Origin of the sequence: Steroidobacter sp. (assembly GCF_016790065.1) — a bacterium.
In the GTDB taxonomy this organism is placed as follows: Bacteria; Pseudomonadota; Gammaproteobacteria; order Steroidobacterales; family Steroidobacteraceae; genus Steroidobacter.
On sequence record NZ_JAEUPY010000176.1, the window covers coordinates 1 to 6,985 of the forward strand.

Genomic DNA, 6,985 nt, shown 5'->3' on the forward strand with positions numbered 1-6,985 from the left:
TCCCCACAGAATCATGGAATGTAGATGGCCGCCTTCGAGCATCCGACGCAACGGCTTACCTGGGCCGAACAAATGCGTCTGACCGATGTAACCATCGAGCGTAGCCGGCCGCATGCGATCCGCGAGCGGACGCGCATCGAGGGCATGCTCGAGCGGCAAGTTCACGACTTCTCGACCTGTGTCCCGACGAATAGCGATTCGAGGCGCTGCGCCCAGCCGCCGATCCAAAACCAGCTGACCAGCAGCCCGACCAGCATACCGGTGCAATTGGCCAGCACGTCCATGACGTCAGCCTGCCGGCCCAGATGCATGGAGCCCTGTGCGATCTCGATCGCCACGCCTAGCAGCGCCAGACCCACGGCAATCAGCCAATAGCGCGTCCGCGGGTAAATGCCGGCGAACCAGGTCGACAGCAAGAAGTAGGCGAGGAAATGTTCGGTTTTATCGTTGAGGCTGGGCGGCTGCGGCAACTTATCTACCGGCAACAGACACACCACGATGGCAAAACCGACGGCCAACCAGCCCAGGCCGAGCCACAGCCGTGGAAATCGTAGAGACAACATTTATCGATCACTTCCCAGAGGCATCGCCGATCACGTCGGCACCGGGAGGCACGGTAAAGCTGAATCGTGACGGATCGAGGGCAGGATTCCGTTCCAATTGTGCAAATTCGAGGTGCGTGGTCTGACCGAGCTTATCGGCCAGCTCCATGAATTTCAGAGTGGCGCCGTCGAAGCCCAGCCGCACCCATTTGAAATCGGTGTCGTCACGCTTGGGCTGCATGCGCACCCAATACACGCCGCCTTCCTGCGAGGTCTGAGTGACGTTGAAATTGTCCTGCAGATTGCCTTGACCACTGAGCAGCATCGCCGGCGTGGCTGACAAGGTTTGGTCCAGCTTGCGCACGGTGACTTGCTCGAGATCGGCGTCGTACAGCCAGATGCGTGCGCCGTCGGCGACGATCACCTGCTCGTTGGGCTCGCGATAATCCCAGCGAAACCGATCGGGACGACGAATGGCCAGCGTGCCCTTGGCCTCTTCCACCGCCAGCCCGTTGCGATCGGTGAGCGTTTGTTTGAACTGCGCCTGCAATGACTGCAGTCCATTCAGAAAGCCTTCCACTTTCTGGCGGCCCGCAGCCGGATCCGACGCCGCCGACGCAACCTGCGCACAGGCAGTGAGCCATACGGCGGCCAGCAAAGAAAATCGTGTCATCGAACTACTCTTCCGCCGGCGGCGGTGCCAACACCTCGCGCGAACCGTTGGATTGCAACGGACCGACCAGGCCGGCCGCTTCCATGGTTTCGATCATGCGCGCGGCGCGGTTGTAACCAATCTTCAGACGACGCTGCACGCCGGAAATCGAAGCCTTGCGCGATTCCACCACGATCTTCACGGCCTGATCGTACAAAGGATCCTGCTCGCCGTCGGAATCGCCGCCTTCGCCGCCGCCCTCGTCGTCCTCTCCCTTCAGACCAGGAATCGGCATAGAAGGTCCCCGCAAAATCTCATCCACGTAAGTCGGCGGCGAGGAACCCTTCAAACTACCGACGACGCGATGCACTTCGGCGTCCGATACGAACGCACCGTGGACACGCACCGGCACCGAGGTACCGGGCTGCAGGAACAACATGTCGCCGTGACCCAACAAAGCCTCGGCGCCCATCTGGTCGAGAATGGTGCGCGAGTCCACCTTCGCCGACACTTGGAACGCGATACGGGTGGGAATGTTTGCTTTGATCAAACCGGTGATGACGTCCACCGACGGGCGCTGCGTGGCCAGAATCAGGTGAATGCCCGAGGCACGCGCCTTCTGCGCCAGACGCGCGATCAGCTCTTCGACCTTCTTGCCGACGATCATCATCATGTCGGCCAACTCGTCGACGATGACCACGATGAACGGCAGCGGCTCCAGGAACGGCACTTCCTTGGGATCGCCTTCCGGGCCGAGCATCTTCATCAACAACGGATCGCGGATCGGCTCCTTGGCCTCCTGCGACTCCTTGATCTTGCGATTGAAGCCGGCCAGGTTTCGTACGCCGAGCGCAGCCATCAACTGATAGCGGCGTTCCATCTCGGCCACACACCAACGCAGCGCGTTGGCAGCTTCTTTCATGTCGGTGACCACCGGCGCCAACAAATGCGGAATACCTTCGTACACCGACAATTCCAGCATCTTCGGATCGATCATGATCAGACGCACGTGCTCGGCCGATGCTTTGTAGAGCAACGACAGCACCATTGCATTGACCGCGGTGGACTTACCGGAACCAGTGGTACCGCCCACCAGCAAGTGCGGCATGCGAGCCAAGTCGGCGCAGACTGGACCACCGCTGATGTCCTTACCGAGCACCAGCGCGAGCGGCGACGCCATGTCGTCGTACGCTTTGGATTTGACGATCTCGCCCAACGTGACGATCTCGCGTTTCTCGTTGGGAATTTCCAAACCCACGGTGGATTTGCCGGGGATGACTTCGACCACGCGCACGCTGATCGCAGACAGCGCGCGTGCCAGATCTTTCGCGAGATTGGAGATCTGGCTGACCTTCACGCCCGTGCCCAGACTCAATTCGAAGCGCGTAATCACCGGTCCCGGATTCACCGCGACCACTTCGGCCTCGACGCCAAAATCTCGCAGCTTGATCTCGACCAGGCGCGACATGGCCTCGAGCGCCTCAGAGGAATAGCCCTGCTGTTTCGGCGGCGGGTCATCGAGCAGAGATAGCGGCGGCAGTTCTTTCGACTGCGGCGCCTCGAACAGCGCGACCTGGCGTTCCTTCTCGACGCGTTCGCTCTTCTCGACCTTGGGCGCGACCGGTTCGATCTTCGGCGGCGGACGAGCGGCAACCCGCTTCTTCTCTTCGCGAATCACTTCGCTGCGAGCTTCCTTCACCTCGCGGCCTTGTTTGATCTCACGCGCGGTGCTGAGACGCTCGGACAACCACTCGAACGCATGCAACGTCGCGCGGCCCACCGTGTCCATCACCTGAATCCACGAATGACCGATGAACAGCGACACGCCTGCCAGCCACAACGCCAACAACATCAGCGTCGCACCGAGGAAGCTCAGCCCCGAGCTCAAGCCCTGCCCGACCAGCGAGCCCAGCACGCCGCCGGCGGAATCGGGATAGCTGCGAATGATGAAGTGCAAGCTCGCCAGCCCGCAGCTGGTCGCCAATGTGAGCAGAAAGCCGAAGCCGCGAAACGCCAAAGTAGCGCGCGATTGCGGATCTTCCTTGGCGCGATCTCGATATAGCAGCCAACCGGCGAAGCCGATCATCACTGGAAACAAAAACGCCGGCGCGCCGAACAGCAGCACCAACAGGCCCGCCAGGTGCGCACCGATGGGGCCGATGAAATTCGCAATCGGGCCCGGCTCACCGGTGGTGGCGAAGGAAGGATCGTGGCGGTCGTAGGTCGCCAGCGCCGCCAATACGATCAGAGCCAGCGCGCCGAACACCCACAACGCGCCCTCGCGCAGCGAACGCACGACAGTGGAACCCAATCGCAATCCCTCGCGAGCCTCAGCCCTACTGGCCAACTCGATTCACCTCAACCATTTGCATAAGAAAAGCCGCGTAAGCCGCTGAAAAAGATTAACAAGCACTATACATTAACCCGACGAATCGGGCTCAGGTCCAAACCTGAACGACAGCCACCCGGAGTCACCGACTCGGCTGTCCGTCGATGACTGTCATCGAGCCCATCATTTGGCGGCCCCGGGGCGCATTTCATACCATTCGCCCTCTGCCTCGGTGGCCTGGGCGCCTTGGCTTGCTGTTCGAGGGTGCCGCCCTCACAGATTGTCAGATCTATCGAGTCGACGCTTTAAGGACCGTGAAGGTGAATCATACATGAGCACTCCCCGCCACTCCCGGCTGATCATTCTGGGATCGGGCCCCGCAGGTTACGCCGCCGCCGTCTATGCCGCGCGCGCCAACCGCAAGCCGTTGCTACTGACTGGCCTCGAAGAAGGCGGCCAGCTCATGACCACCACCGAGGTCGACAACTGGCCCGGCGATCCGCACGGCCTCACCGGCCCCAAGTTGATGGAACGCATGCGTGAGCATGCCGAGCGCTTCAACACCGAAGTGGTGAACGATCACATCAACAGCGTCGATCTGTCGCAACGTCCTTTCAGACTCGAAGGCGACCGCGGCGGTTACACCTGCGACGCATTGATCATCGCCACCGGCGCCACCGCCAAGTATCTGGGCCTGGAATCGGAACAGACCTTCCGTGGCCGCGGCGTTTCGGCCTGCGCCACCTGCGACGGCTTCTTTTTCAAGAACCAGAAAGTCGCGGTCATCGGCGGCGGCAACACCGCGGTCGAAGAAGCGCTGTACCTTTCCAACATCGCCTCGCACGTCACGCTGGTTCATCGCCGCGACAAACTGCGTTCCGAAAAAATCCTGCAGGATCATTTGTTCGAGCGGGAAAAGGCCGGCAAGGTAGCGATCGTGTGGAATCACAACGTCGATGAAGTGCTCGGCGACGACAGCGGCGTCACCGGCGTGCGCATCGCCCCCACCGCCGGCGGCCCGACCAAAGATCTGGAGGTCACCGGCATGTTCGTAGCCGTCGGCCACGCGCCCAACACGCAGTTGTTCGAAGGCCAGTTGGAAATGAAAGGCGGCTATCTGGTGGTCAAGTCGGGCATCGCCGGCAATGCCACGCAGACCAGCGTGCCTGGTGTGTTCGCGGCCGGCGACGTCGCCGATCATGTGTATCGTCAGGCCATCACCTCCGCCGGCACCGGCTGTATGGCGGCATTGGACGCCGACAAGTACCTGGATCAGCTCGACGCCGCCAACTTGAAGAGCTGAGTCTGCAAGTACGCTTCTTAAGCAGCCTCGATCGCCTCCCCGCCGCGCAATGGAATGCGCTGGCGCTGGGGGGCAATCCCTTCGTGCGGCACGAGTTTCTGCTCGCGCTGGAACGCACCGGCTGCGTCGGTGAAGCCTCCGGCTGGAGTCCCAATCATCTGGTGATCGAGGACGGCGAGCGGCTGCTCGGTGCCGTGCCGCTGTATCGCAAAGCTCACTCCTGGGGCGAATTCGTGTTCGATTGGAGCTGGGCGCGCGCCTACGATCAGGCCGGCCTGCAGTACTACCCCAAGCTGGTGAGCATGCCGCCGTTCACGCCGGCGACCGGGCCACGCTTGTTGGTCGCTCCCGATGCGTCGCCTGAAGTGCGCACGCGCCTGGCCCAGGAACTGCTGATCCATGCGAAGACCGAACGCCTGTCATCGGCACATCTGCTGTTCCTGACCGACGAAGATCGTGCCGCTCTCAATGAGGCTCACGGCGCAGCGGCGTTCCTGTGGCGCAAGGACTGTCAGTTCCATTGGTTCAACCGCGGCTACGCATCGTTCGACGATTTCATCGCCACGTTTCGCGCCGACAAACGCAAGAAAGCCCTCAGAGAACGTCGTCGAGTGCGCGAAGGTGGCGTCACCTTTCGCACGCTCACCGGTGCAGACATGGACGATCGGCTGTGGGACATCGTGTTCGGCTTTTCCGCCGGCACCTTCGAAGCGCACGGCCACGAACATTATTTGAACGTCGAGTTTTTTCGCGCCGTGTCGGCAGTGATGCCGCACACCGTCGTGGTCAAACTGGCTGAATATCAGGGCCAACCCATCGCCACCGCGATTTTTTTTCGCGGCGATCGGGTGCTGTACGGTCGCTATTGGGGCGCGGCCGCCAACTATCACAGCCTGCACTTCGAGACCTGTTACTACCAGGGCATCGAGTACTGCATCGAGCAGGGTCTGCAGCACTTCGAGCCCGGCACGCAAGGCGAACACAAGATAGCTCGCGGCTTCGAACCCACCGCAACCTGGTCGGCGCATTGGATCGCCGAGCCACGCTTTCGCCGCGCTATCGACCGCTATTTAAATGATGAGCGCGCCGCCATCGATCAATATATTCTGCAAGTCGAGCAACACACGCCGTTCCACCGAGGGCCTTGACCGATGCGCGGCTCCATTGTTTGGCTTTCGGAACACGACTCACCCGACGCCTTCCCGCCGGTCGACCGCGCGTTGCTCGAGCCGGATGGTTTGCTCGCCGCCGGTGGCGACCTGTCGCCGATCCGCCTGCTGGCGGCATACCGCAAAGGCATCTTTCCCTGGTACTCGCGCGGCCAGCCCATTCTGTGGTGGTGCCCCGATCCGCGCGCCGTGTTGATGCCGGACCAGCTCAAGGTTTCGCGCAGTTTGCTCAAATCCAGTCGAAATCGCGGCTTTGTCACGCGCATCGACACTGTTTTTCGCGATGTGGTGCGGGCGTGTGGCAGCAGCGAATTGCGCCCCGGCGGCACCTGGCTATCGCCGGAAATGCGCGCCGCCTACATCAAATTACACAAGCTCGGCTTCGCCCATTCGGTGGAAACCTGGCTGGACGGCCGCCTGGTCGGCGGTCTGTACGGGGTGGCGCTGGGCCGGATGTTTTTCGGCGAATCCATGTTCAGCACCGAGCGCGATGCGTCCAAAGTTGCGCTGAAACGCCTGTGCGAAGAACTGCTTGCGCGCGGCTTCCACATGATCGACTGCCAGATGTCGACGCCCCACCTGATGAGCCTCGGCGCCCAGATGATCCCCCGTATGCAATTCACCGAGGTGCTGGGCGACCACGTCAATGGCCCCTTCGAGCCCGGCTCCTGGTACGACGGCGGGAACGAAGCGCTGCCGGCGGGCGTATGACGAAATAACAGCGTCGAAGCGTGCCGCAGCCAGGTGGGATCACCCACTTCAATTGCAATGGCAGGGGCCTTTATGCACAATTCGCGCGCCTTGCCGGCGGGCCCTGCCGGGCAGTCATTGAGAGTGCATGTCGAAAGAAGATGCGATTCAGATGGAAGGCCGCGTGAGCGATACGCTGCCTAACACTACGTTCAAGGTGCAGCTGAACAACGGCCACACCGTGATCGCGCACATCTCGGGCAAGATGCGCAAAAACTATATCCGCATCCTGACGGGTGA

Annotated in this window: 7 protein-coding genes; 4 read left to right on the forward strand and 3 right to left on the reverse strand. The window is 61.5% G+C overall.

The genetic code is table 11. The features are described from left to right. Positions 1 to 161: 161 nt before the first annotated feature. From JNL55_RS07810 to JNL55_RS07820, 3 genes are read right to left on the reverse strand one after another with little or no spacing between them, the layout of a single operon-like run. Positions 162 to 563 (reverse strand): VanZ family protein, encoded by a 402-nt coding sequence (locus JNL55_RS07810; protein WP_293851611.1) that lies wholly within the window; start codon positions 561 to 563, stop codon positions 162 to 164. A 7-nt stretch (positions 564 to 570) separates the two neighbouring features. Next, positions 571 to 1,215 carry an outer membrane lipoprotein chaperone LolA gene (gene lolA / locus JNL55_RS07815; protein WP_293851614.1) on the reverse strand — a complete coding sequence of 215 codons (645 nt, stop codon included), beginning with the start codon at positions 1,213 to 1,215 and terminating at the stop codon, positions 571 to 573. Positions 1,216 to 1,219: 4 nt separating this feature from the next. Further along, the gene (locus tag JNL55_RS07820; RefSeq protein ID WP_293851617.1) at positions 1,220 to 3,505 is read right to left on the reverse strand and encodes a DNA translocase FtsK; all 2,286 of its coding nucleotides are present in this window, start codon (positions 3,503 to 3,505) and stop codon (positions 1,220 to 1,222) included. A gap of 349 nt (positions 3,506 to 3,854) precedes the next feature. Here JNL55_RS07820 and trxB point away from each other — a divergent pair, with 349 nt between their 5' ends. From trxB to infA, 4 genes are all read left to right on the forward strand, one after another. Beyond that, on the forward strand, positions 3,855 to 4,826 hold the full coding sequence (gene trxB, locus JNL55_RS07825) for a thioredoxin-disulfide reductase (protein ID WP_293851620.1): 972 nt from the start codon (positions 3,855 to 3,857) through the stop codon (positions 4,824 to 4,826). Between the two features lie 2 nt (positions 4,827 to 4,828). Beyond that, positions 4,829 to 5,974: a GNAT family N-acetyltransferase gene (locus JNL55_RS07830; protein WP_293851626.1), complete on the forward strand. Its 1,146-nt coding sequence runs from the start codon at positions 4,829 to 4,831 to the stop codon at positions 5,972 to 5,974. Positions 5,975 to 5,977: 3 nt separating this feature from the next. Further along, positions 5,978 to 6,706: a leucyl/phenylalanyl-tRNA--protein transferase gene (gene aat / locus JNL55_RS07835; protein ID WP_293851623.1), complete on the forward strand. Its 729-nt coding sequence runs from the start codon at positions 5,978 to 5,980 to the stop codon at positions 6,704 to 6,706. 127 nt (positions 6,707 to 6,833) lie between these two features. Further along, positions 6,834 to 6,985, forward strand: a 152-nt coding sequence (gene infA / locus JNL55_RS07840; protein ID WP_293851629.1) for a translation initiation factor IF-1, incomplete at its 3' end; no start/stop codon positions are given.

Excerpts from the sequence above, each read along its gene's own strand:
- JNL55_RS07810 (WP_293851611.1), bottom strand. The coding sequence starts at position 563 with ATGTTGTCTCTACGATTTCCACGGCTGTGGCTCGGCCTGGGCTGGTTG.
- lolA (WP_293851614.1), bottom strand. The coding sequence starts at position 1,215 with ATGACACGATTTTCTTTGCTGGCCGCCGTATGGCTCACTGCCTGTGCG.
- trxB (WP_293851620.1), top strand. The coding sequence starts at position 3,855 with ATGAGCACTCCCCGCCACTCCCGGCTGATCATTCTGGGATCGGGCCCC.
- aat (WP_293851623.1), top strand. The coding sequence starts at position 5,978 with ATGCGCGGCTCCATTGTTTGGCTTTCGGAACACGACTCACCCGACGCC.